Genomic DNA, 22690 nt, shown 5'->3' with positions numbered 1-22690 from the left:
GGAATACCCTACGGCCCCCTCAAGGGGTTCGCTTTGGGCGGTGGCTGGCCGCGCGCGCTGCTGGGCAGGGCGTTATTCCCCAAAAACCACCGAAAGGCCAGGTACGTGGGGGGTTTGTGGCTGGGTGTCGTGGAAACGGGGGGCGGTTTGGTGGTTATGCTGGGATTTTTTGCGCCTAACACAACGTGAAGCCCCGCGCGCGCGGGGGGGACGGCGCGGCGCCGCCCGAGCATGGGCTCGGCTCTACAGTAGATCCACGCCACGCGTGGATGTGCATCGGTCAAAGTTCGCGGACCAGGGCCCCGTCACGCAGCCGGTACTGCGCATCGACCACGCCTTCGGGCAGGTCGTCGTGGGTGATCATCAGCAGGCTGCGCCCGTCCAGCAGCCCGGAAAGATCCTGCAGCAGCGCACGTGCAGTATCCACGTCCAGGCCTTCGGTGGGTTCGTCCAGCAGCAGGATCGGCGCATCGCGCAGCAGCGCGCGCGCCAGCGCCAGGCGCCGCGCCTGGCCGGCCGACATTGTCGCGCCGTTCTCGCCCACCCAGGTCTGCAGACCACCGTTGTTCTCGGCCCAGTCGCCCAGGCGAACGCGGCGCAGCACCGCCCACAACGCAGCGTCGCTGGCATCGGGATCACCCAGGCGCAGGTTCTCGGCCACGCTGCCGGCAAACACCGGCGCGTTCTGCGGCAGCCAGGCCAGCTGTCGATGCCAGTCGGCCTGGCTGAAATCGCGCAGGTCGCGGCCACCATAGGTGATTCGCCCCTGCTGCGGATCCCACAAGCGCAGCAGCAGGCTGGACAGCGTGGTCTTGCCACTGCCGCTGTCGCCGCGGATGGCGATTCGTTCGCCCGGCGCGAGGGTCAACTGCAGGCCGGACAACACCGGTCGCGCCGCACCCGGCCACTGGAAATGCACGTCATCCCAATGCACGCGCGCGGCCTCCGGCACTGCCTGCGGCGCCTGCGGATCCTCCACCGTCGGCGGTTGCTCGACGATGGCCTGCAGGCGATCGGCGGCGATGCGCCCGGCCTGCAGCGACTGCCAGGCCAGGCCCATGCCCGCCCACAGTTCGATCAGTGCCACGGTAAGGAACACCAGGCCCGCCGCCATTTCCGGCGCGATGCGCTGCTGTTCGGCCGCGAGGAGCGCCAGCGCCAGCATCGCCACCAGCCCCAGCCCCGCGACCACGCCATGCAGGGTCGAGGCTGCGATCAGGCGCCAGCGCCGACGACGATCACGCGCGGCCAGCTGCTTGGCCGCCACGCGCACCTTCAGCTGCCAGGCCGCATCGGCATGCAGCGCGGCCAGATCGCCCGCACCCTCCAATCCTTCAAAGGCGGCGGTGCGCAGTGCAGCACGATGCGCGGCACGGTCGGCCTCTTCATCGTCGCGGCCGCGCACACCCAGCCACGGCACGCCGAAGGCGATCAGCAGCGCCAGCACTGCCAGCAACACTGCTGCCGACGGCAGGATCAGCGCCGCCGAGGCCACCGCCACCAGCGTCAGCGCACCCAGCGCCACCAGCGGCCCGATCGCACGCACCAGCAGGCCGTCCACTTCACCGATGTCACCGAGCAGGCGCGCCAGCAGATCGCCGGTGCGCGTCGCCCCCAGCCGTGCCGGTGCCAGCGGCAGCGCGCGGCGGAAGAACCACACGCGCAAGTCGCGGGCGATGCGCAGGGTGGCGTCGTGGCCCACCAGCTTTTCGAAGTAGCGCGACACGATGCGCGCCATGGTCAGCCCGCGGATACCCGCGGACGGCGAGAAGAAGTTGAAGCCCTTGCCGAGGCCGGCCGCACCGGCCAATGCAGCGGCGGTGAGGAAACCACCGGACAGGCCCAGCAGTGCGGTGCCGGCCAGCATGGTGGTCCACAACAGCAGGATCGTCAGCAGCAGGCGCGGCCGATGGCGCAGGAACACCGCACGCAACGAATCAGGTGAACGGCTCATGCGCGCACCGCCTGTGCTGGTTCCACCAGGCGACCTTCCGGCAACAGCAGGCAGCGATCGGCCCAGGCGATCACCGCCGGGCTGTGGGTGGCGACCACCACACTGCGGCCTCGTGCATAGGCCGCCAGGCTGCGCAGCAGTGCGGCCTCGGTATCGGCGTCGAGAAACGCGGTGGGTTCGTCCAGCAACAGCACCTGCGGGTCGCGCAGCAACAACCGGGCCAGGCCGATGCGACGGGCTTCGCCGCCGGACAGGCCGAAGCCACGTTCGCCGATCACCGTCTCCAGCCCCTGTGGCAGGCGCTGTGCGAACTGAAGCACCTGCGCGGCCTCGGCCACCGCACGCAGTCGCGCATCGCTGGCACCCGGATCGGCCAGGCGCAGGTTGTCGGCAATGCTGCCGTGGAACAGGTACGGACGCTGGCTGGCATAGGCCACCTGCACGCCAGGACGCAGCTGCAGTTTGCCGGCGCGCGGCGGCAGCCAACCGGCCAGCGCTTCCAGCAGCGTGCTCTTGCCGGACCCGCTGGGACCGACCAGGGCCAGCCGCTGGCCCGGCTCCAGCAGCACATCCAGATCGTGCAGCACATCGTGCGGCGCGCCCAACGGGCGAAGCACCAGTCCCTGAGCCTGCAACGGCGGCAATGCAGCTTCGGCCGGCTCCACCGCCAGCGGTGCGATCTCGTTCTCGATCAGGCCATGCTCCTCGGGCAGTGACTGCAGCAGGCGTTCCACCTCGGCAGCAGCGGCCAGTGCATTGGCACGATCGTGGTAGTGCGCGGCCAGGCGCCGCAGCGGCGCGTAGAATTCCGGCGCCAGCAGCAGGCAGAACAGGCCCGCGCCCAGCGTCGGCACCGTCGAGTGCAGCGACATCATGCCCAGGTAGCTCAGGCCCAGGTACAACGCGACCATCGCCACGCTGACCGAGGCGAAGAATTCCAGCACCGTGGACGACAGGAAGGCGATGCGCAGCACCTTCAGGGTACGCACGCGCACCCCTTCGGCGGCGGCCTCGATACCTTCCAGCTCGGCCTCGCCACGGCCATACAGGCGCAGCAGGCCCAGGCCCTTGATGCGATCAGCAAAGTGGCCGCTCATCCGCGCCAGTTCGCCCAGCTGGGCACGACCGGCAGCTTCGGCACCCCAGCCCACCAGCATCATGAAGAACGGCACCAGTGGCGCGGTGAACAGCAGGATCAGCGCCACCACCCAATCAACCCAGGCCACCGCGGCCAGGATCAGCAGTGGCACCACCACCACTTCGGTGCGCACCGGCAGGAAGCCACTGTAATAGTTCTCGATCGCATCGCCGTGATGCAGCATCAGTTCGCCCAGCTCACCGGTGCGGCGTTGCCGCAGCCACAGCGGACCGTGGCCCAGCAGGCGGGCGAACACGCGCTCACGCAGGGCCAGGCGCGCGGCATCGGCCACATCACCGGCAGCAGCCTGGGTGGCGCTGCCGAGCAGCGTGCGCAGCACCAGGACCAGCGCCAGCCCCCCCAGCACCGGCAGGCCCGATGCCAATGGCGCGCGCTCGACCAGCACCTGCTGCACCAGCCAGGCAATGGCGGCAGCCTGGCCGATCAACAGTGCGCCGGACAGGCTGATGCACAGCGCGGCCAGGCGCTGGCGACCCCGGGCGGAGCGTGACAGGTCGGCCAGCCAGGCCGTGCGCACACGCCGCTGGCGGGCGGTTTCAGCTTCCGGGTACAGGCCGTCAGGGGTCGTTTCGGCAGCGCTCAAGAGGTCTTCACGGGCAACGGGGGAGACACGGCATTGTAGGCGCAGGCAACAGCCCGCCCCTGCGGCCGGCGGTCGCAGTCTTCATCAGGTTGGCATACGATCAACCGGGGCACCTGTTCATACATTGATCTGGATCAAGGCTGTTTGAAGTAGTCGGTCACATCATTCACGTCGTAGACCACCCTTCCCGCCACCTGCAACGGCACTATCCAACGAGGTAGCCAGGCCATGATTGATCAGACAGTCGTAGAACTGTCGCGGCTGCAATTCGCGCTGACCGCGATGTACCACTTCCTATTCGTACCGCTCACCCTCGGCCTGTCCTTCATGGTGGCCATCATGGAGAGCGTGTACGTGATGACCGGCAAGGAGATCTGGCGCAGGATGACCCTGTTCTGGGGCGTCCTGTTCGGCATCAACTTCGCCATGGGCGTTGCCACCGGCATCGTCATGGAATTCCAGTTCGGCATGAACTGGTCCTACTACAGCCACTACGTGGGTGACATCTTCGGTGCGCCGCTGGCGATCGAAGGCCTGATGGCGTTCTTCCTGGAAGCCACCTTCGTCGGCCTGTTCTTCTTCGGCTGGAACCGCCTCACCAAGGTCAAGCACCTGATGGTGACCTGGCTGATGGCGCTGGGCACCAACCTGTCGGCAATCTGGATCCTGGTGGCCAATGGCTGGATGCAGAACCCGACCGGTGCGGTGTTCAACCCGGAAACCATGCGCATGGAAGTGGTCGACTTCATGGCGGTGGTGTTCAACCCGGTGGCGCAGGCCAAGTTCGTGCACACCGTCAGCGCCGGCTACGTGACCGGTGCGGTGTTCGTGATGGCGATCAGCGCGCTGTTCCTGCTGCGCAACAAGCACAAGGACCTGGCCCGTCGTTCGTTTGCGGTGGCCGCGGCGTTCGGCCTGCTGTCATCGCTGTCGGTGGTCGTGCTGGGTGACGAGAGCGGTTACGCCGCCAGCGAACACCAGAAGATGAAGCTGGCCGCGATCGAAGCGATGTGGGAGACCGAGCGTGCGCCGGCCGACTTCACCGCCTTCGGCATCCCCAACCAGGAGACCCACCAGAACGACTACGCGGTGAAGATCCCCTACCTGATGGGCCTGATCGCCACCCGCTCGTTGAACCAGCCGATTCCCGGCATCCTGGAACTGGTCGAGCGCGCCGAACACCGCGTGCGTGGCGGCCAGCTGGCCTACGGTGCATTGGAACGCCTGCGCGCCAACAAGAACGACGTTGAAGCGCGCGAGATGTTCGACCGTCACTGGCAGGACCTGGGCCACGGCCTGCTGCTCAAGCGCTATCGCGATGACATCCTCAACGCCACCCCGCAGGAAATCTCGCAGGCGGCGATGGACACGGTGCCGCGCGTGATGCCGTTGTTCTGGACCTTCCGCGTGATGGCCGGCCTCGGCTTCTACCTCATCGCTTTCTTCGCCCTGGCCTTCTACTACTCCTGCCGCAACAATTTCCAGGACAAGCGCTGGTTCCTCACGCTGGCCCTGTGGACGCTGCCGGCACCGTGGATCGCGATCGAGTGCGGCTGGTTCGTGGCCGAGTATGGTCGCCAGCCGTGGGCGGTCGATGGCGTGCTGCCGACCTTCTATGCAGCATCGGGGCTGGCCCTGCATGAAATCGTGCTGACCCTGGCCGGCTTCACTGCCATCTACACCGCGCTGATCGTGGTCGAGATCAAGCTGATGCTCAAGGCGATCCGCAAGGGTCCGGACGAGGTGCTGCCGTCACTGCAGTCGCCCCAGCCGCATGCTTCCCACAATGCCTCGGCGCCGGCCGCCGGCCAGGCCTGAGGCAGGAGAACCAAGATGGATTTCATTCTTCTGGACTACACCACGCTGCGCGTGATCTGGTGGCTGCTGCTCGGCATCCTGCTGATCGGTTTCGCCGTGATGGATGGTTTCGACCTGGGCGTGGGCACCCTGCTGCCCTTCGTCGCCCGCAACGACGCCGAGCGCCGGCTGGTGATCAACACCATCGGCCCGGTGTGGGAAGGCAACCAGGTGTGGCTGATCCTGGGCGGCGGCGCGATCTTCGCCGCCTGGCCGCCGCTCTATGCGGTCAGTTTCTCCGGGTTCTACCTGGCGATGTTCGTGATCCTGTTCGCGCTGATCCTGCGTCCGGTCGGTTTCAAGTTCCGCAGCAAGATGCCCAGCGAACGCTGGCGCAACACCTGGGACTGGGCGCTGTTCATCGGTGGCTTCATCCCGGCGCTGATCATGGGCGTGGCGGTGGGCAACGTGGTGCTGGGCGTGCCGTTCCACTTCGATGACAGCATGCGCATCTTCTACACCGGCTCGTTCTTCGGTCTGCTGATGCCCTTCGCACTGCTGGCCGGCCTGCTCAGCGTGTCGATGCTGGTCGCCCACGGTGCCGCCATGCTGGTCCTGAAGACCGACGGCCCGGTGGCCGAACGTGCAGCCCGTTTCGGCAGCATCGCCGCGATCATCGCCTTCGTGCTGTTCGCCGTGGGCGGTGCCTGGGTGGCCTTCGGCCTGCCGGGCTACCAGATCACCTCGCAGGTGGTCACCGATGGTGCAACCAATCCGCTGCTGAAGACCGCCGAACTCGGCGCCGCCGGTGGCTGGATGCGCAACTACAGCGCGATGCCAGCCACGATCCTGGCCCCGCTGCTCGGCCTGGCCGGCCTGCTGGCCAGTGCGGTACTGCTGCGTGCCCGTCGCGGCGGCCTGGCCTTCATCGCCTCCGGTGCGGCCATCGCCGGCATCATCCTGACCGTCGGCTTCGCCATCTTCCCGTTCCTGCTGCCGTCCTCGAGCCAGCCCACCTCCAGCCTGACCGTGTGGGACGCCTCGTCCAGCCACCTGACCCTGTGGATCATGCTGCTGGCCACGGCGGTGTTCCTGCCGATCATCCTCGCCTACACCACCTGGGTGTACCGCGTACTGAAGGGCAAGACCACCACCGAAGAGATGGGCAACAACCCGAACGCTTACTGATTGACGGTGTGGCGGCCCACGGCCGGCACATCCCTTGAACAAAGGAGATCGACCATGTGGTATTTCGCCTGGATTCTCGGTGCCGGCCTCGCCTCGACGGTGGCCATCCTCAACGGCATGTGGTTCGAAGCCCGCGAGCAGAACCGCATCGAGAAGGAAAATCGTCGCTGAGCTGTAAAAAAACCTTGCCGCCCTGGCCTTCACACGGTATCTTAGGCGGCTCCTTCGGGGTGTAGCTCAGTCTGGTAGAGCGCTACGTTCGGGACGTAGAGGTCGCAGGTTCGAATCCTGTCTCCCCGACCACTCACGTGGTCGCATTGAAGCCTGGTGAAGTCGTCCAGGCTTTTTTGTTCCCTGAAGTGGCACTGCTTCGGCAGTGTGAAGAAAACAGCATTTACCCCTTGCCGCCATCGGGGTGAATCGCTAGAATAGGCGGCTCCCTTCGGGGTGTAGCTCAGTCTGGTAGAGCGCTACGTTCGGGACGTAGAGGTCGCAGGTTCGAATCCTGTCTCCCCGACCACTTCGGTGGTCACCAAGAAGCCTGGAAGACATCACTGTCCTCCGGGTTTTTTTGTACCCAGTGCCAAGCCGCCCGCATGACGGGACCTTGCCGGAGCGCGCACGTACAATGGCCGCGCTGCCGGCCCCACCTGCAGCCGCCACTCCCCCACCTGCCGCTTCGGCGTAGACCGATGCCGGCGCTGCATGCCATTGCCTTGGCGTGCGACACCTGCAAGGACCACCGATGAGTTCCTCCACTTCCGATTCGCCATCGCTGCTGCACGGGCGCGTGCTGGCTTTCGCCGCCATTCTGCTGGCAGCGATCAACCTGCGCACCGCGGTTACCTCGATCACGCCGCTGCTGGACGTGCTCGGCCAGCAGTTCGGCTTCGGTACCACCATGACCGGCGTACTGGGCATGCTGCCGACCGCCTCGTTCGCGCTGTTCGGCGTGGCCGCGCCAGTGCCGGCAACGTCGGCACGCTGCTGCTGGGGTCGGTGCTGGCGCTGGCCGGCATGGGCATCGGCAACGTGGTGGTACCGCCGCTGGTGAAGCGCTACTTCGCCAACAAGGTCGGCACCATGAGCACGCTCTACATCAGCGTGCTGCAGCTGGGCACGATGCTGCCGGCGCTGCTGGCGGTGCCAGTGGCCAACGCCGCTGGCTGGCGCGTCTCGCTGGGCATGTGGGCGCTGCTCGCGCTGGCCGCGGCACTGCCGTGGCTGGTGCTGGCCAGGCGCGCACCGAAGCCGCAGGCCGACGCCACCGATCCCACCGCACAGCCGCACGGCAAGGTCTGGCGCACGTCGCTGGGCTGGAGCATGACGCTGATGTTCGGCATGACCTCGCTGATGACCTATTCGATGTTCACCTGGCTGCCGCGCATCGTGGTCGAGGCCGGTGGCACGCCCGCCTTCGGTGGCGTGATGGTCGCGGTGTTCTCGGCGCTGGGCCTGCTGCCTTCACTGGTCATCCCATCGATGGCGGTTCGCATGCAGAACCCGTTCCCGCTGGTGCTGATCGGCTTCTTCTCGTTCGTGATCGCCTTCACCGGCCTGCTGCTGCTGGCACCGATGAAGGCCCCGCTGCTGTGGGCCTGCCTGCTCGGCGTCGGTCCGTCAACCTTCCCGCTGGCGCTGACCCTGATCAACCTGCGCACGCGCACCCCCACCGGCTCGGCGGCGCTGTCCGGCTTCATGCAGGGCGTGGGCTACAGCTTCAGCTGCCTGGGGCCGTTCCTGGTCGGCTGGCTGCATACGGTCAGCAACGGCTGGACGCTCCCGTTCAGCTTCCTGTTCGGCTGCGCCACCCTGATGCTGTGCGCCTCCTGGGTGGCCTGCAAGCCGCGCAAACTGGAAGATCTCTGGTAACCGGCCGGGGCCACCAGACGGTCCCGCCTACCGCTCGTCAGCCCGTTTGCGCATTTTGACGCCGGGCTGACAATTCCGGGCGGATAGTGCCCACGAATGCCCTTCCTTGCCGCGTGCCGGCATCGGGCATGGGGGCGGCAGCGCCGCCCAGGCCACCACTCGGTGTGCGGGGGACTCTCGTTTCAGACAAGACATTGCAGGTCGCTGTCCTGGTTCCGCCCATCCCTGCTGGATGGGAGTTCGCGAGGGGAGTGACGCAGGCCACGGCCATCCCAAAATCTGGCATGTGATGTGCGTCACATTTTTCAGGTTGTCTGGTTCGGAAGCCAAGGGGGTCCCCAATGGTTGTCCACCGTCGGCTGGCGCTTTGCGTCGGCCTCGCCTGCACTGCCCTGGCCTGGGCCAGCAGCGCTGCGCCGCCCGATCGCGAAGCGGCCCTGGCCGAGATCGGCCGCTACCGCGACCAGGCCCGATGGCTGGATGCGATGGGCGCCATCGAGCGTGCCAGCCAGCAGCAGCCCAATGACGATCTGCTGTTCAAGCTGCGCGTGCTGACCCTGGGCGACATCGGCAATGCCTGGCGCGCCTGGGAGCTGCTCCAGCAGCGCCCGCAGCTGTTCGACGCTGCACAGAAGCAACGAATCGAAGGCGACTACCTGGCCAAGCTGGTGGTCTGGAGCCTGGCCTACAGCAGCAGCGAAGACAGCCGGCTGGAAGAGGCCGAATCAACCCTGGCGCGCATGCAGCGCTACGTCGGCGCAGAGGGCACCCCACCCGCGCAGGCGCCACTGCGCATCCGCCTGGACCGGCTGATCCTGCTCAACCGCCTGGGGCGCCACGCGCAGGTGCGCGAGGAAGCGCGGGCACTGCAGGCCGAAGGCCACACGTTGCCCGACTACGTGCTGCCCGCCGTGGGTGATTCGTTGATGGGCACCCTGCACCCGGAGGAAGCCATCCCGGTACTGCAGGCCGCAGTAGCCGCCGATCCGACGCGTGACGCCTCGCATTCGGAACTGGCCTATGCCTACCTGGAAAGCGAGCAACAGGAAAAGGCCATCGACCTGCTGCAGGCCTGGCGCGACAAGGAGCCGCCCTGGCGCTGGAGCAACGGCAAGTCACCGTACGCGAACTGGTCGCGCTACGAGGCCGACCTGAACCTGGCAATGGTGCGCGCCTACAGCGGCGACCTGCGCACCGCACAGCACGACCTGGAATCGATGGTCGACATCGCACCTGGCAACGGCGGCCTGCAGAGTGCGCTGGGCAGCGTGTACATGATGCGCGGATGGCCACGCATGGCGCTGCAGCGGCAGCAGATGGCGCATGCGCTGGACCCACGCGACATCGAGCCACGGCTCGGCATGGAAGAGGCGTACGTTGCCCTGCAACGCGACGACCTGGCACGGCCGCTGCACGACGATCTGGTCGCGCGCTATCCCACCCAACCGGCAGTCGAACGCATGGACCAGGCCTGGCGCGCGCATCGCGGCTGGCACGTGAAGGCATGGACGGATATCGGCCGCAGCTCGGGCGGCGGTGGCACCTCGCCACTGGGCAACAACGACCGCCATTACGGTCTTGAGGTGGAAACGCCGTTGCTGGATGACCGCTGGCGGCTGTTTGCCTTCGCCGACCGCCGCACGGTCGATTTCCAGGACCAGCGCATTGATCCGCTGTGGCTGGGTGCCGGCGTGCGCTACCGTTTCGGACGACTGGATGCAGAAGCAGCGGTGTTTCGCGCCAACGATCACATCGGCGATACCGGCCTGCGTCTTGGTGTCGGCTGGCAGTTCAACGATTACTGGCACGCCGGGCTGGTGGCTGTACGCAACGATCCGGACGCCTCGATGCAGGCGCGCGTGGCCGGCATCACCGCCGACAGCGTGAGCGCGCAGGTGGACTACCGGCGCAGCGAGCTGACCCACTGGATGTTCGGCGCCAGCCGCTTCCGCTACGACGACGGCAACCACCGCGAACTGTTCAGCACCAGCGTTGAACAGCGCCTGCTGACCCGCCCGCGCTGGCTGATCGATGGTCTCGCCAGTGCCTACACCAGCCGCGGCAGCCGCGACGACGCCCCCTACTTCAACCCGAAGCGCGACCGCATGGTCGAGATCGGAATGCGCATCGACCAGCAGTTGTGGCGGCACTACGAGCGCCATTTCCGGCACCGGCTGACGGTTTCACTGGGTGACTACTGGCAGGATGGCTTCGGCAGTGCGCTGGTCCCTTCGGTGTCCTACATGCACGAATGGCAGCTGGGCCAGGGCCGCGTGTTCGAGTACGGCGTGCGCTGGTCGCGGCCGGTCTACGACGGCCACCGCGAGCGTCATATCGGCTTCGAAGCCGCACTGCGCTGGGGAGAATGACATGGCCCGCATCCTGCGACTGATCGTGCTCCTGCTGCTGTCCGCCTCGCCGCCGGCGTTCGCCCAGCAGGCCCTGCATCTCGATGCCATTGACAACGGCCTGCTGATCCTCAGCTACCACGACATCCGCGACCAGGTCGCGGCCAAGGGCGACGCCGATACCTACGCGGTGAGCACGCAGAACTTCGCCGCGCACCTGGACTGGCTGGGTGCGCACGGCTATCACCCGGTGTCGTTGTCGCAGGTGATCGACGCCTCACAGGGGCGCGCCACGCTGCCACCAAGGCCCGTGCTGCTGACCTTCGACGACGGCCTGCGCAGCGTCTACGACAAGGCGTTCCCGCTGCTGCAGGCCTACCGCTACCCGGCGCTGGTGGCGGTGATCACCGATTACGTGGACATGGCGCCCGGGCGCACGATCGACTATGGCTACCGGCCGTTCGGCCACGATGACTTCGTTACCTGGGCGCAGCTGAAGCAGATGCACGACAGCGGCCTGATCGAAGTGGCCAGCCATACCGACGACCTGCATCATGGCGTGCTTGCCAATCCGCAGGGCAATTCGACGCCAGCGGTGGTCACCCGCATCTACAGCCCGGCCACGCACAGCTACGAATGCGAGGCGCAGTACGAGCAGCGCCTGCGCGCCGACCTCGGCCGTAGCGTGCAGCGCATCCAGCAGCACCTGGGCATACGCCCGCGCGCCATCGTCTGGCCCTATGCCGCCTACAACCAGCTGAGCAACGACATCGCCGAGCAGCTGGGCATGCCGATATCCTTCGATCTGGAAGGCCGCAGCACACCGGTGGCCAGCGACCTGCACGGGCTGGCGCGTTTCCTGGTGAGCGACAACCCGACCGTGGAGGGGCTGGCCTTCGAGCTGCGCCGCGATGTTGCACTCGATGGCATCCGTGCGCTGCAGGTCGACCTGGATGATGTGTATGACCCGGACCCGGCACAGCAGGCGCGCAACCTCGATGCGCTGATCGAGCGAGTCAAGCGCATATCGCCCACCCACGTCTACCTGCAGGCTTTCGCCGACCCCGACGGCAACAACACCGCCGACGCGCTGTACTTCCCCAACCGGCACATGCCGATGCGCGCGGACCTGTTCAGCCGGGTCGCCTGGCAACTGAAGTCGCGCGCGGGAGTGAAGGTATACGCCTGGCTGCCGGTGCTCGGGTTCGAGCTGCCCGATCCGGTGCAGCGGAAGGCATTGGCGATCCACAACGGCGATACCGACGGCATGTACCGGCTGGACTTCACCAACCCGAAGGCACGCCAGATCATGCTCGACATCTACGAGGATCTGGCCGTCAACTCGTACTTCGAAGGCCTGCTCTTCCATGATGATGGTTACCTGCGCGACACGGAACTGCCGGCGCTGGCGGCCGGCGGTGATGGCAGCGCACGCACCCAGGCACTGATCGACTTCACCCTGGCCCTCCGCGACAGTGCACAGCGCTGGCGACCAAAGCTGGCGACGGTACGCAACCTGTATGCCGAGCCGGTGCTGCGCCCGCAGAGCGAGGCGTGGTTCGCACAGCGGCTGGACCTGTTCAACAAGGCCTACGACCAGACCGCGCTGATGGCGATGCCGTGGATGGAAGGCAGCAAGCACCCCGAGCGCTGGCTGGACCAGCTGCTGGCCGCGGTGCGCGCGCATGATCCCCAGCTGCAGCACACCCTGTTCGAACTGCAGACCGTGGATTGGCGCACCGGCCAGCCGATTCCCGCCGAACGCCTGCGCGCGCAGATCCGCCGGCTGCAGGCCCAGGGGGTGCATCACTTCGCCTGGTATCCGGATGATTTCATCGCCGACCAGCCCTCCACCCATGATGCCCGCGCGGCCATGTCCGCCGGCAACTTCCCGTACCCGGAGAAGTGACATGGACATGCATCCGCTGCTGCAGGTCCTGTTCCAGTTCGCCTTCTACTACCCGATGGTGATGGCGTTCTTCTGGATGTCGGGCGGGCTGTATTACTACTTCCGGCGTGAACGCCATTCGCGCCCGCGCAATGATCCTCCGTTGATGGTCGACCCACCGTTCGCAAGCCTGCTGATTCCCTGCCACAACGAGTCCGAGAACCTGGACGACACCCTGGGGGCCGCGCTGGCGCAGCGCTATCCGGCCGACTACGAGGTGATCGCCATCGACGATGGCAGCAGTGACGACACCGGCGCCCGGCTCGACGTGCTGGCGGCGAAACATCCACGGCTGCGCGTGCTGCACCTGGACCGCAACCTCGGCAAGGCCAATGCGCTGCGCATGGCGGCGCTGGCGGCACGCTCGGAGTACCTGGTGTGCATCGATGGCGATGCCATGCTGGAGGAGCACGCCCTCCACTGGATGGTTTGGCATCTGGTCAGTGGCAACCGGGTCGGCGCGGTCACCGGCAACCCACGCATCCGCAACCGCTCAACCCTGCTCGGGCGCCTGCAGGTGGCCGAGTTCTCCTCGATCATCGGCATGATCAAGCGCGCGCAACGTGTTTACGGGCGCATCTTCACGATCTCCGGGGTCATCGCCGGCTTCCGTCGCACCGCACTGCACCAGGTCGGCTGGTGGTCGGACGACATGGTGACCGAAGACATCGACATCAGCTGGCGCCTGCAGCGCGCGCACTGGGACATCCGCTACGAGCCCAACGCGCTGTGCTTCATCCTGATGCCGGAAACGCTGAAGGGCCTGTGGCGGCAACGACTGCGCTGGGCGCAGGGCGGCGTGGAAGTGATGCTGCGGCATGCGCGTTCACTGTTGCACTGGAAGGAGCGGCGCATGTGGGGCGTGCTGCTGGAGTATGTGCTGAGCGTGATCTGGGCCTACACCATGCTGTTCATCGTGGTGTTGTGGGTGCTTGGCAAGCTCATCGACATGCCGCCGCAGCTGTATATCGCCAGCCTGCTGCCGCAATGGCATGGCGTGATCCTGGCCCTGGTCTGCCTGCTGCAGTTCGCCAGCAGCCTGATCATCGACCGCCGTTACGAAACACAGATTGGACGCAACTACTTCTGGGTCATCTGGTACCCGATGGCGTACTGGCTGATCAGCCTTTCCACCACCCTGGTGGCGCTTCCCAAGACCCTGCTGCGCCGTCGCAGCAAGCGCGCTACCTGGACCAGCCCTGACCGGGGAATCCGATGAACGCCCACCACCCGTCCAACCGCTTCGACTCGCGGATGATCCGCAAGCCACATCATCAACCGCGCTTCCAGCGCACCGCCTGGGGCTTCGTCACCCTGGCGTTCTGGGGGTTCTACTTCTACCTGTGGGCACCGTTGGTGACCCTGCTCTCGTGGCTGATCGGCGGGCAGATGGCCTGGCAGCAGCTGTACGAGCGCAAGAACCAGTTCGACCCCTATGTGCTGGTCGCGCTGCCGCTGATGCTGTTGTGTGCAAGCGTGCTGCTGATCGGCTGGGCCGAGTACAACCGCGCGCGTTTCCGTGGCCGCGAGCGGCGCCAGCCACGGCCATTGGCCAGCCTCAATGAAGTAGCCGCCGATCTCGGCGCCAGCACCGGCCTGGCCGAGCGGCTGCTGGGCTGCAAGTCCGCTACGCTGCACATGGATGAGCATGCGCGGCCGATGGGCATCCGCCGCGAGGTGGTGTGACGCCCCGGTAGTCGCCGACCTTGGTCGGCGTTTGCTTTGGTGGATGCCGACCTTGGTCGGCACCACGGCCTGGTGGGTGCCAACCTTGCTCGGCACCGCGGCCTGCCGCGCAGAGCATCCACGCATGGCGTGGATCTACTTGCGCGTCTGCCCTTCGCCACGCACCACGAAACGCTCGACGGTGAGCGCCTCCAATCCCATCGGGCCGTAGGCATGCAGCCGTGTGGTGGAGATACCGATCTCGCTGCCCAGGCCGAGCTGGCCGCCATCGGAAAAGCGCGATGAGGCATTCACCATCACCACCGCCGAACGCAGCGCGTTGACGAAGCGTTCGGCGTGGCCGGCGTCTTCGGTCGCAATCACTTCGGTATGGTCGGAGGTATAGCGGCGGATGTGCGCAATGGCCGCATCGAGGTCATCCACCACCCGCACGGCCAGCACCAGATCCAAGAACTCGGCGGCGTAATCCGCATCGGTGGCTGCGGTGCTACCCGGCAGCAACGGCTGCGCAGCCGCGTCGGCACGCAGCTCCACGCCGCGCTCACCCAGTGCCTGCGCCACGCGCGGCAGGAAGGCTTCGGCCACATCACGATGCACCAGCAGGGTCTCCAGTGAATTGCAGGCGGCCGGACGGCTGCACTTGCCATCCACCAGCAGGTCGATGGCCTTGCCAAGGTCGGCGCTGGCGTCCACGAACAGGTGGCAGACACCCTTGTAGTGCTTGATCACCGGCACCCGCGCATGTTCGGCGACGAAACGGATCAGGCCTTCGCCACCGCGCGGAATCGCCAGGTCGATCAGCTCGTGCAGCTGCAGCAGTTCCAGCATCGCTTCGCGGCGCAGGTCGGTCAGCACGGTCACCGCGGCCGGTGGCACGCCGTTGGCCTTGAGCGCCCCCGCCAGCGCCTGGGCGATGGCGGTGTTGGAATGGATCGCTTCGGAGCCACCACGCAGGATCACGCCATTGCCAGCCTTCAGGCACAGCGCGGCGGCTTCGGCGGTCACGTTCGGGCGCGCCTCGTAGATCATCGCGATCACGCCCAGCGGCACGCGCACCTTCTGCACGCGGATCCCGTTCGGGCGCACGTCATCGCGGGTGACCTGGCCGACCGGATCTGGCAATCCTGCCACTTCGCGCACGGCCTCGGCCATCGCGAACAGGCGCGGCGGATCCAGTGCCAGCCGATCAAGCATGGCGCTGCCCACGCCTTTCCCACGTGCAGCGGCAAGGTCGCGCGCGTTGCCGGCCAGGATCAGCCCGGCGTTCACTTCCAACGCCTGGGCCATCGCCAGCAGCAGCGCGCGCCGGGCATCGCTGTCGAGCCCTGCAACCACCTGGGCCGCGTCACGGCAGGCCCGCGCCTGCGCTTCGATGTCGGTCATCGGAATGTCCTTCAATGCGGTCATGGCAGTACCAGGTCGTCACGATGGACGACGCTGCCGCCGTAGTTGTAGCCGAGCACGGCCTGGATGTCGCGCGAATGGCGGCCAGCGATGCGGCGCACGTCATCAGCCGCATACTGGCTGACCCCACGGGCGATGCACACGCGCCCCTGCGGCGCGTTCCAGCACACCTGCACCATGTCGCCACGACGGAACGTGCCGTCCGCACCAGTGATGCCGCCGGGCAGCAGCGAAGCCCCCTTCTCGCGCATCGCCTGTGCCGCACCGGCATCGATCAGGATCGCGCCTTCGGCCAGCGGTGCGTGCCGCAGCCAATGCTTGCGTGCGGCCTCGCGACTGCGTGCGGCGTGGATGCGGGTACCGAACAGGCGGTCCTGCGCCAACGCGCGCACCACATCGCCACTGCGGCCGTTGAACAGGTAGGTCTCGATGCCGAGGCGGCCCGCCTTGGCCGCCGCTTCCAGCTTGGTGCGCATGCCACCGGTACCGGCACGTGATCCTGCGCCCCCCGCCATCGCCAGCACTTCATCATTCAGCTCCGCAACGTCGTGCAGCGGCCGTACATCGGCCACGGTGCGTGGGTCGGCGCTGTACAGACCATCGATGTCGGTGGCGATGAACAGCGCATCGGCATCGACCAGCGCCGCCACCGTCGCCGCCAGATTATCGTTGTCGCCAAGCTTGAGTTCGTCCACCGACACGGTGTCGTTCTCGTTGACCACCGGCAACGCGCCCAGCCGCAGCAGTTCGTTGAGGGTGGCGCGGGCGTTGAGGTAACGGCGGCGGTTGCGCAGGTCGTCATGGGTCAGCAGCACCTGCGCCACCGGGCGCTCGAAGAAGCGCTGCCAGAGCCCGATCAGCTGGGCCTGGCCAAGCGCCGCCAAGGCCTGCCGCGCCGCCATCGCTGCGCCCGGCTCATCGGCGCGCGGCAGGATCGCGCGCCCGGCAGCCACCGCGCCGGACGACACGATCACCAGCTCGCGCCCGGCCAATACGTTGGCCGAGACGAACTGCGCCAGGCCCAGCGCATGGCGTGGCGACAGGCCACCGCCGTCGGCCGCCAACAGGCTGCTGCCGACTTTCAGCACCGCACGCCGCCACGGCGGCAGCGCCTGTTCCGGGAACGGCGAAGCGACGTGGCTGGCATGCAGGGTCATCGGTCAGGGCCTCAGCGGGTGTTCCATTCGTGCACGGTCAGGTCGGAGGCCTGCATCGTCACCAGCGGATCGGTGGCGACGATGGCCTGCGCCTGCGCCAGGCTCTCGACATTGCACAGCACGTAGGCGCCACCGCTGCCATCGGCGAAGCCACCGGTCAGCTGCAGCTTGCCCTGTGCCTGCAACGCCTCGAGGAAGTCACGGTGCGGCTGCACCGCGGCGGCGTTGAAATCGGGCCGGCGCATCGCCAGCACCAGATAGACGGTGGCCGCCATCAGACCAGCGCCTGCCAGCGCGCACGCAGTTCATCCAGGCGCAAGGCGGACGCCGAGCCCGGCGACACGCGCGCGTGCAGGCTGCCTTCCGGCGTGCGCCCCTGCCCTGCACTGTCGGCACCGGCCGCGGCGGCCTTGTAGGCCTCGCGGAAAGGCACGCCGGCCACGGCCGCTTCCACGGCGACGTCGGTGGCATACATGCCTGAATCAATCGCTGCGCGCAGCTTGTCGTCACGCCATTCCAGGTTGGCCAGCAACGCCGGCAGCAGTTCCAGCGCGGCCAGGCCGCGGCCGAAGCCGTGGAAGATGGCGCCCTTGGACGACTGCAGGTCGCGGTGGTAGCCCGACGGCAGCGACAGCAGCTGCTCGATCTCGGTGCGTGCGGCGGCGACGCTGGCATGGGTGGCGCGCATCAGTTCGATCACATCCGGGTTGCGCTTGTTGGGCATGATCGAGCTGCCGGTGGTGTACTGCGCCGGCAGCGCGACGAAGCCGAACTCGGCGCTGGTGAACAGCGACAGGTCCCAGGCGATGCGGCGCAGGTCCAGCGTGGCGCCACCGAGCGCTTCCAGCGCGGCCAGCTCGAACTTGCCGCGCGACAGCTGCGCGTAGATCGGCGAGATCTGCATGCGTGCGAAACCGAGCACGGCGGTGGTGTGCTCGCGGTCCAGCGGCAGGTTCACGCCGTAGCCGGCAGCCGTGCCGAGCGGATTGGCGTCGACCAGCGCATGGGTGTCGCGGGCACGGATGGCATTGTCGATGAAGGCCTCGGCCCAGCCCGCCCACCACATGCCGGCCGAGGACACCACGGCACGCTGGATGTGGGTATAACCGGGAATCGGCAGGTCCTTCTCGGCCTGGGCACGGTCCAGCGCGACCTTTGCCACTTCGGCGCTGAGCTGGGCAACGCGCTGCAGCTTTTCCTTCAGCCACAGGCGGGTGGCCACCAGGATCTGGTCGTTGCGGCTGCGGCCGGTGTGGATCTTGCGGCCGGCATCACCGAGGCGTTCAGTCAGGCGCGCTTCGATGGCCGAGTGACCATCCTCATACTGGGTATCCAGCACGAAGCGGCCTTCGCGGAAGTCCTGCGCCAGGATCTCCAGTTCGCGCAGCAGGCCAGCCAGCTCGTCGGTACTGAGGATGCCGATGTGCTGCAGGCCCTGCGCATGCGCGGCGCTGGCGGCGATGTCATGCAGGAAGAACTCGCGATCGAGGATCACGTCGTCGCCGGCGAGAAAGGTCTGGATCTGGGCGTCGACGGCGACGCCGGGCTTCTGCCAAAGAAGGTCTGCCATGGGGGCTCCGGAAGGCGGGTTCAGTGCGGGATCGACGTCAGTTCGTCGATGCCCAGCGCAAGGTTGAGGTTCTGCATGGCCTGGGTGGCCGCGCCCTTCAGCAGGTTGTCCAGCGTCGCCACCACGACCACGCGCTTGCCGCCCGGGGCCAGGGTGAAGCCACCGACCTGGGCACCATGGCGGCCGGCAATGCGGCTGACCCAGGGCGCTTCGTCCACCACCTCGATCAGCGGTTCACCGGCATAGGCCTGCTGGAAGCGCTCGACGATCTGCTCGCGGGTCTGCACCTGGTTCAGCCACAGGTTGGCGGTAAGCGTGATGCCACGGAAATGCGGGGCGACGTGCGGCATGAACTCGACGGCCACGCCCAGCTGCACCGACACTTCGCGCTCGTGCACGTGGTTGGTCAGCGCGTAGGGCATCAGGTTGTCGGCCAGCAGGTCGACGTTGTTCTTGTCCGACGGCGTGGTACCGGCACCGGAGTAGCCGGAGACACCGAAGCACTGCGGCGGACCGGCCAGCAGGTCCAGCAGCGGATGCACCGCCAGCTGCATCGCAGTGGCATAGCAGCCCGGATTGCTGATGTGCTTCCGGCCGTTGTAGCGGCCGCGGGTCAGCTCCGGCAGGCCGTAGTACCAGCTGTTGTCGAAGCGGTAGTCGGCCGACAGGTCGACGATGACGGTGTCCGGTTTCGCTGCCTCAAGCGCGGCCACGAACGGCGCGGCCAGGCCATTGGGCAGGGCCAGGATCACCGCATCCACGCCCTTGGCGGCCACCGCGTCGGCGTCCAGGTTCTCGTACTGCAGTTCACCCTGGAATTCCGGATGGTGATCGGACAGGCGCTGCCCGGCGCGTTCGCGCGAGGACACGAAGGCCAGTTCCAGGCGCGGATGGGCGGCAACCAGCTTGATCAGCTCGGCGCCGGTATGGCCGCGGGCACCGACGATGCCCAGGGTGAAAGTCGAATCGTTCATGCGTGACTGTCCAGGCGGTACTGCAGGTGGCGCTTCACGCCCTGCCATTCCGCATCGATGATGGAGAAGATGACGGTGTCGCGCGGCGTGCCGTCGGCATGCCGCTTGTGGTTGCGCAGCACGCCATCCTGCTTGGCGCCGAGGCGGGCAATGGCGGCGCGCGAAGTGGTGTTGAACCAGCTGGTTTCCAGCACCACGCTGATGCAGCCCATCGTTTCGAAGGCGTGCTGCAGCAGCAACAGCTTGGCTTCGGTATTGGCCCCGGTGCGCTGCACGCGCGGCGTGTACCAGGTGTAGCCGAGGCTGAGTTTCGGCACGCTCGCATCCATGTCGTAGAAGCGCGTGCTGCCGATGATCTCACCGGCGGCATCGCAGATCACGAACGGAAGCACCTTGCCCTCGGCCTGCGCCTGCAGCGCGGCCTGCACATAGGCCTCGGCCCGCTCCGGCGACGGCACCTGGGTATACCAGAGCTGGTCCAGGCCGCTGCCGTCCAGCGCAGCACGCAGGCCGGGCACGTGTTCCATCTGCAGCGGCTGCAGCATCACGTGCTGGCCGCGCAGGGTGGGTACCGAATTCCAGGCGTCGGGGTTGCTCATCGCTCAGCCCTGCAGGCTTGGCGTGCGCTTGGCGCAGTGGTCGACATAGGTGCGGATGCGATCAATGCCATCGGCACCGAACCAGAACACCTTCCATTGATCCTGCTTGTAGCAGCCATCGGATTCGGCGTAGTAGAAATGGTTGATCGGGTTGCCATGCCGCGAGCGCCAGAACAGCTGCGGGGTTTCCTCCAGCATCACGTTCCAGACCGCACGACCGAGGCCTTCACCCTGCGCGTCGTCGAGCACGGCGAACTTGTCCAGGTACACGCCTTCGGCCTCATCGGTGAGGATCACCGCGGTGCGGTAGTTCTCGCTGACATAGGCGCGCAGCAGTCTGGTCTTCTCGAAGTAGTCCGGCACCAGGGTGCGGCCAAAGCTGGATTCAATCAGGCCCTTCAGGCGCGGCAGGTCCAGTTCGTTCCAGACGGTGGCGCGCAGCACCTTCTCGCCCTTGCGCACCAGCGTGCCCGAGCCCTTGTGGGTGAACAGTTCCTTGGCCAGGTCGGCCGGGCGGGTGATCGACACCGACGATTCCAGCGGCAGACGTTCGAGCAGGTCCTTGATCTGCTCGATCTTCACCTTCATGCCGCCGTGGATCCACGGCTGCGCGATCAGGTGGTCGTACTCGGTGGACAGGTTGATCGAATCGATCACGTTGCCCTGCTCATCCAACAGGCCACCGGTGCCGGTCAGGAAGATAATCTTGTACGGCTGCAGTTCCTGCACCAGCTCGTTGGCCGCAAAGTCGGCGTTGACGTTGAGGATCTGGCCGCCGGCGGTCTCACCCAGGCTGGTGATGACCGGGATCGAGCCGGCACGCAGGCTGGCCTCGATCGGCGCCAGGTTGACCTTCTTCACTTCGCCGACCAGGCCGTAGGTATCCACGTCCAGGTACTCGGCCTCGAACACGCCACCGGTGATCGAAGTGGCGCGCGCGCCGTTCTGCTGCAGCGCCTCGACCAGGCGCAGGTTGGACTGCTGGAACACCCGGCGCACGATCGCCAGCGCTTCCGGCGAGGTCACGCGCAGGCCGTTCACGGTCTGCTTCTCGATGCCGGCCGCCGACAGCTCGGCATCCAGCTGCGGGCCGGCGCCGTGCAGCACGATCGGGGTCAGCCCGACTTCCTGCAGGAACGACAGCGAGGAGGTCAGTGCGTCGAGGTCATCGCGCAGCACTGCGCCGCCGACCTTGACCACGGCGAAGCGCTTGGCATCCAGCTGCGAAAAGCGCTTGAGGTACTGGCTGATCTCCTTCGCGCTGGCCATGCTGGAAAGCAGGCGCACGATGGTCTGGCGGGTCTGGCGGTGGGGCTGGAGGGCAGGAGACATTTCGGTTTCGTCGGAAAGGAAAGAATCAGGCGCCGGCGGCGATGATGCGGTGCACGGCGTCGGTGTAGCGCTGCAGCTGGTCCAGCGTCACGAACTCATCAGCGGTGTGGGCTTGGGCGATGTCACCCGGGCCGAACACCAGCGTGGTGTAGCCACCAGCCGAGAACAGCGAGGCTTCGGTCCAGAAGTCCACCGCGTTGCCGATCGGCAGGTCCAGCGCATCGGCCACGTCGCGCGCCAGCAGGCGGCGGTTCTCGGCTTCGGCGATGTCGCCGGCCGGCAGGCTGGGGCCACGGAAGGTTTCGGTGAATACCGCCGCTTCCGGCTCGGCGAAACCGGCGAAGGTGGCCAGCAACGCGTCGATGTTCATCGACGGCAGCGGCCGGAAACCGAAGCGCACTTCGGCGGCGGGCGCGATCATGTTGGCCTTGATGCCACCTTCGACGCGGCCGATGTTGAAGCGCAGGCCGGTCAGCCCACCAAAGCGGGCCGAGGCCAGCGACTCGACATGATCCAGCGCGCGGTTGCCCCAGCGCATCGCCTGGTGCAACGCGCTGGCAGCGGCATCCTGCTTGCCCGAGGCGTGCCCGGCGCGGCCGGCGAACTGCATCAGCACCGAGCTGATGCCACGGTGCGCCAGCACCGCCTCGCTCATGGTCGGTTCGGCCACCAGCACCGCTTCGTACGGCAGGCCACGGGCCAGGAACGCGGCGACGCAGCGCGGATCGTTGGCTTCCTCGTCGCTGGAGAACAGGAACGCGGCATCACCATCGCTGGCATTGGCCGCGGCCACCAGTGCGGCCGCCGCGCCCTTGATGTCACACACGCCCAGGCCGACCACGCGGTCATCCAGGCGCCGCATCACATGCGGGTCGGCACTCCAGTGCGGCGAATCCGGCACGGTATCCAGGTGCACGTTGAACAGGTACTTCGGCGTACCGCGCACGGCATACAGGCTGACTGCACCGGCGCCGTGGTCGATCACCTCGACGTTGAAGCCGGGCAGGTTCGCGCGCAGGTAATCGAAGATGCCACCGGTGGTGATCGCACGCGGCGGGTTGCGGGTGTCGAAGGACACCAGGGCCTGCAGGTGATCGAGCGTCTGTTCAAGCATGAATC

Annotated in this window: 17 protein-coding genes, 2 tRNA genes and 1 pseudogene; 10 read left to right on the top strand and 10 right to left on the bottom strand. The window is 67.0% G+C overall.

Translation table 11 applies throughout. The features are described from left to right. Positions 1 to 280 precede the first annotated feature (280 nt). On the bottom strand, positions 281 to 1954 hold the full coding sequence (gene cydC / locus QRO91_RS10640; RefSeq protein WP_197650446.1) for a thiol reductant ABC exporter subunit CydC: 1674 nt from the start codon (positions 1952 to 1954) through the stop codon (positions 281 to 283). After that, positions 1951 to 3696, bottom strand: a complete 1746-nt coding sequence (cydD, locus tag QRO91_RS10635) for a thiol reductant ABC exporter subunit CydD (RefSeq protein WP_197650447.1) — start codon at positions 3694 to 3696, stop codon at positions 1951 to 1953. The genes cydC and cydD overlap by 4 nt, the downstream gene beginning before the upstream one ends. A gap of 228 nt (positions 3697 to 3924) precedes the next feature. Here cydD and QRO91_RS10630 point away from each other — a divergent pair, with 228 nt between their 5' ends. From QRO91_RS10630 to pgaD, 10 genes and pseudogenes are all read left to right on the top strand, one after another. Next, entirely contained in the window at positions 3925 to 5514 is a 1590-nt protein-coding gene (locus QRO91_RS10630) for a cytochrome ubiquinol oxidase subunit I (protein ID WP_049431332.1), read from the top strand. Between the two features lie 15 nt (positions 5515 to 5529). Continuing rightward, on the top strand, positions 5530 to 6681 hold the full coding sequence (gene cydB, locus QRO91_RS10625; protein WP_005410353.1) for a cytochrome d ubiquinol oxidase subunit II: 1152 nt from the start codon (positions 5530 to 5532) through the stop codon (positions 6679 to 6681). Between the two features lie 54 nt (positions 6682 to 6735). Then, the gene (gene cydX, locus QRO91_RS10620) at positions 6736 to 6852 is read left to right on the top strand and encodes a cytochrome bd-I oxidase subunit CydX (RefSeq protein WP_005410354.1); all 117 of its coding nucleotides are present in this window, start codon (positions 6736 to 6738) and stop codon (positions 6850 to 6852) included. Between the two features lie 55 nt (positions 6853 to 6907). After that, positions 6908 to 6984: transfer RNA gene (locus tag QRO91_RS10615), tRNA-Pro, on the top strand. A gap of 140 nt (positions 6985 to 7124) precedes the next feature. Further along, positions 7125 to 7201, top strand: a tRNA-Pro gene (locus tag QRO91_RS10610). A gap of 225 nt (positions 7202 to 7426) precedes the next feature. Further along, a pseudogene (locus QRO91_RS10605) lies at positions 7427 to 8553 on the top strand (MFS transporter). A 341-nt stretch (positions 8554 to 8894) separates the two neighbouring features. Continuing rightward, entirely contained in the window at positions 8895 to 10922 is a 2028-nt protein-coding gene (gene pgaA / locus QRO91_RS10600) for a poly-beta-1,6 N-acetyl-D-glucosamine export porin PgaA (protein ID WP_285310385.1), read from the top strand. Position 10923: 1 nt separating this feature from the next. Next, the gene (gene pgaB / locus QRO91_RS10595; RefSeq protein WP_197650449.1) at positions 10924 to 12810 is read left to right on the top strand and encodes a poly-beta-1,6-N-acetyl-D-glucosamine N-deacetylase PgaB; all 1887 of its coding nucleotides are present in this window, start codon (positions 10924 to 10926) and stop codon (positions 12808 to 12810) included. Position 12811: 1 nt separating this feature from the next. After that, a complete protein-coding gene (gene pgaC / locus QRO91_RS10590) occupies positions 12812 to 14068 on the top strand; it encodes a poly-beta-1,6-N-acetyl-D-glucosamine synthase (RefSeq protein ID WP_049429608.1) in 1257 nt (418 codons plus the stop codon). Next, complete coding sequence (gene pgaD, locus QRO91_RS10585; protein ID WP_049429609.1) at positions 14065 to 14535, top strand: poly-beta-1,6-N-acetyl-D-glucosamine biosynthesis protein PgaD; 471 nt, start codon at positions 14065 to 14067, stop codon at positions 14533 to 14535. Before pgaC ends, pgaD begins: the two co-directional genes overlap by 4 nt. 135 nt (positions 14536 to 14670) lie before the next feature. Here pgaD and QRO91_RS10580 read toward each other — a convergent pair whose 3' ends face one another. The 8 genes from QRO91_RS10580 to QRO91_RS10545 are packed head-to-tail and all read right to left on the bottom strand — an operon-like array spanning position 14671 to position 22685. Next, on the bottom strand, positions 14671 to 15942 hold the full coding sequence (locus QRO91_RS10580) for a glutamate-5-semialdehyde dehydrogenase (RefSeq protein ID WP_049429610.1): 1272 nt from the start codon (positions 15940 to 15942) through the stop codon (positions 14671 to 14673). After that, positions 15939 to 17096 (bottom strand): glutamate 5-kinase, encoded by a 1158-nt coding sequence (gene proB, locus QRO91_RS10575; RefSeq protein ID WP_197620324.1) that lies wholly within the window; start codon positions 17094 to 17096, stop codon positions 15939 to 15941. Before proB ends, QRO91_RS10580 begins: the two co-directional genes overlap by 4 nt. An 11-nt stretch (positions 17097 to 17107) precedes the next feature. Further along, the gene (locus QRO91_RS10570) at positions 17108 to 17371 is read right to left on the bottom strand and encodes a YciI family protein (RefSeq protein WP_049429612.1); all 264 of its coding nucleotides are present in this window, start codon (positions 17369 to 17371) and stop codon (positions 17108 to 17110) included. Continuing rightward, positions 17371 to 18666 (bottom strand): argininosuccinate lyase, encoded by a 1296-nt coding sequence (argH, locus tag QRO91_RS10565; RefSeq protein WP_049429613.1) that lies wholly within the window; start codon positions 18664 to 18666, stop codon positions 17371 to 17373. The genes QRO91_RS10570 and argH overlap by 1 nt, the downstream gene beginning before the upstream one ends. Positions 18667 to 18686: 20 nt before the next feature. After that, the gene (gene argC / locus QRO91_RS10560; RefSeq protein ID WP_049429614.1) at positions 18687 to 19640 is read right to left on the bottom strand and encodes an N-acetyl-gamma-glutamyl-phosphate reductase; all 954 of its coding nucleotides are present in this window, start codon (positions 19638 to 19640) and stop codon (positions 18687 to 18689) included. Next, on the bottom strand, positions 19637 to 20239 hold the full coding sequence (locus tag QRO91_RS10555; protein WP_049429615.1) for a GNAT family N-acetyltransferase: 603 nt from the start codon (positions 20237 to 20239) through the stop codon (positions 19637 to 19639). The genes argC and QRO91_RS10555 overlap by 4 nt, the downstream gene beginning before the upstream one ends. A 3-nt stretch (positions 20240 to 20242) precedes the next feature. Continuing rightward, positions 20243 to 21571 (bottom strand): acetylglutamate kinase, encoded by a 1329-nt coding sequence (locus QRO91_RS10550; RefSeq protein ID WP_049429616.1) that lies wholly within the window; start codon positions 21569 to 21571, stop codon positions 20243 to 20245. 25 nt (positions 21572 to 21596) lie between these two features. Beyond that, the gene (locus tag QRO91_RS10545) at positions 21597 to 22685 is read right to left on the bottom strand and encodes an acetylornithine deacetylase (protein WP_049429617.1); all 1089 of its coding nucleotides are present in this window, start codon (positions 22683 to 22685) and stop codon (positions 21597 to 21599) included. Between the last annotated feature and the right edge of the window lie 5 nt (positions 22686 to 22690).

This window comes from Stenotrophomonas maltophilia group sp. Smal32, assembly GCF_030237085.1.
Taxonomy (GTDB): Bacteria; Pseudomonadota; Gammaproteobacteria; order Xanthomonadales; family Xanthomonadaceae; genus Stenotrophomonas; species Stenotrophomonas maltophilia_Q.
Note: the sequence above shows the minus strand (reverse complement) of the source record. Positions and strands in the feature narration are given on the sequence as shown.